Annotated in this window: 3 protein-coding genes; 2 read left to right on the top strand and 1 reads right to left on the bottom strand. The window is 48.8% G+C overall.

What is annotated here, in order from left to right; genetic code table 11:
• On the top strand, positions 1-647 hold a 647-nt coding region (locus tag OB13_RS17000; RefSeq protein WP_461491376.1), incomplete at its 5' end, for a hypothetical protein.
• Between the two features lie 53 nt (positions 648-700).
• Here OB13_RS17000 and OB13_RS16995 read toward each other — a convergent pair.
• Positions 701-988, bottom strand: a complete 288-nt coding sequence (locus OB13_RS16995; RefSeq protein WP_461491375.1) for an acylphosphatase — start codon at positions 986-988, stop codon at positions 701-703.
• 225 nt (positions 989-1,213) lie between these two features.
• On the opposite strand from OB13_RS16995, the gene sdaAA reads away from it, so the two are divergent.
• Complete coding sequence (gene sdaAA, locus OB13_RS16990) at positions 1,214-2,122, top strand: L-serine ammonia-lyase, iron-sulfur-dependent, subunit alpha (RefSeq protein ID WP_461491374.1); 909 nt, start codon at positions 1,214-1,216, stop codon at positions 2,120-2,122.
• Positions 2,123-2,463 lie beyond the last annotated feature (341 nt).

Genomic DNA, 2,463 nt, shown 5'->3' with positions numbered 1-2,463 from the left:
TCGTTTGCGAGATTATAAGCCCATTCGGCACTTTTATTCTTTCTGCATCAGCCCAATTCGATTACCTTGGACTGGATAATATGGGACGCCCTATTGTTGCAAAGCAATATGTTGATGTGAAGGGCACACCGTATCTGATGGATGAATGGGTAACTGGGTCAGTTAAATTCAATAATGGTAAATTGTTTGAAGGAGTCCAATTGAAGTATAACCAAGTAGAAGATGAGTTAATGTTTTTGGATAAGGCTAAAAATGAACTACTATTTGTTGAGCCTGTCCTGGAATTTAAGATAGGCGAAAGAGTTTTCCGCCGGGGCTATACCTCTGTGGATGGTGCATCCCCAATGGCCTTTTATGAAGTGCTCACTGATGGTAAGACCCAGTTGCTGAAGCGCACAACTAAAAAGATACATGAGGAATTAACCTATAATTCTGCAACAAAACCAAAGTCCTTTGTTGAGAGCAATACTTATTACATTTCTAAATCTGAGAACCAGCTTACGAAAGTGAAGAAAGATAAAAAATCAGTCTTAAATGCGTTGAACGATAAAAACGCAGAGCTTGAATCTTATTTCAAAACTAATCGGCCTGACCTAAAGAAAGACGTGGAGATGGCTAAACTTGTAGAGTACTACAACTCCAAATAGTACATGTAAGTCAGTTTTACGATGCAAGAAAAGCTCCTAATATAGGAGCTTTTTTATCTCCGTTGCTCAAAACTACTATAACCTTCAAGCTCCGCCTTTTTCTCTACCTCCACCTTCTCTACCTTTGCGCGTCTCGGGCCAATGTGCAGCCAGGCTTCCAGCGCGTTCAGTGCTTCCACACCTCCTTCGGCTTCCAGGTATACGGTGCCGTCCGGTTCGTTCTGCACGAAGCCGGTCAGGCCCAGTTCCTCGGCTTTCTCCTGGGTGCTGGCCCGGAAAAATACGCCTTGTACCCTGCCATGCACCCGGATCGACATGTGTTTTCTCGTGTTGCTTTCCATATAAGTTTAAGTATAGCTGCATGATACCTCTCAACTCAGGGAAACGAACGGAGCAGGTATAGGTTAGGTATAGCCTGCTATCTGCAATGAATCCGGCAAATCAGAACGTTTAGGCCCTGAACCTACGTTATCAACTTGAGGTAAGGTATAGCTGAATCCTTAAATTTAAATTATCTTTAACACCCCCCTGCGCTACGGTTGCCGGGCAGGTTTGAAATACATACTATGTCATTACTATTCAACGATTTTAAGAGCTGGGAAAAGCATTGCGCTGAAACCGGTGAACCCCTATACCAGCCGGTGCTGGCATACGAAATAGAGCAGAAGGGCCGTACCGAAGAGTTTATCTGGGAAAACATCGCCAAAGCCTATGACGTGATGAAGGACGCCGTGCATACGGGGCTGACGGAGGACATGACTTCCCGCTCGGGCATGGTGAACAACAGTGCCAAAAAAGTAGCCAAATCGCCGGTGACGGTGCTCTCTCCGGAGTTTCAGATGCTGGTATCGCGTGCGCTGGGCGCCAAAGAAGTAAACTCGTGCATGGGACGCGTGGTCGCGGCTCCTACGGCTGGTGCTTCGGGTATATTGCCCGGCACGCTCACCACGCTTCAGGACCTGCATGGGCTCGAAGACAGAAGTATACACGAAGGACTGCTGGTAGCGGCAGGTATAGCGCTCATCATCGAGCAGAATGCATCGCTGGCCGGTGCGGTAGGCGGTTGCCAGGCGGAAACAGGAAGTGCGGCCGCAATGGCAGCCGGTGCCATTGTATACTGCCTCGGCGGTAACGTAGACCAGGTGTTCACGGCTGTGGCCATTACCATACAGTGTATGCTGGGCCTGGTGTGCGACCCGGTGGCAGGGCTGGTAGAAGTGCCCTGCATTGTGCGCAATGCCAGTGCGGCAGCCATTGCCTTCTCCTCGTCCCAGCTGGCAATTGCCGGCGTAAACGCGGTAATCCCGGTGGACCAGTGCGTGGCGGCCCTCGGCGAAGTAGGCGAAAGCATGGAGCGTAAGTATAAGGAAACGGCCTTGGGAGGCCTGGCCAACACCCCCAGAGCCCGCGAGATAGAGCGGTTGGTGCTGGTGCAGGACGTAGAGATCCTGCCGGATGAAAACGAAGAAAATTAATGTGAGTTCCGAGTTCTGAGTCTCGAGTTCTGAGTTAAAAAATAAAAAGGCAGGGGCTGTAACAGGTCGCTGCCTTTTTCTTGGTATACCTATACCTGTTGTTCTACCTCCTTTATCCTGTAAATCACGGAGCAAGGGCTGATCTGTTTCCTGACAGCGGGCACTATAAGCAACCGCCCGTTGTTGATATTTTAATTCCTGTTTTTGGAAGTGCCTGCAAGTCGTAGAATTCTTGCAGGCACTTTTTTGCTCTTTCGCGAAGGCGAACTGTTGCAGCTTAGCATGCAAAAATGCGGAAGAGTTAGTATCTTGTCGCTCACTATAATACACAGGCACAATGA

The organism is Pontibacter sp. HJ8 (assembly GCF_054824225.1).
Note: the sequence above shows the minus strand (reverse complement) of the source record. Positions and strands in the feature narration are given on the sequence as shown.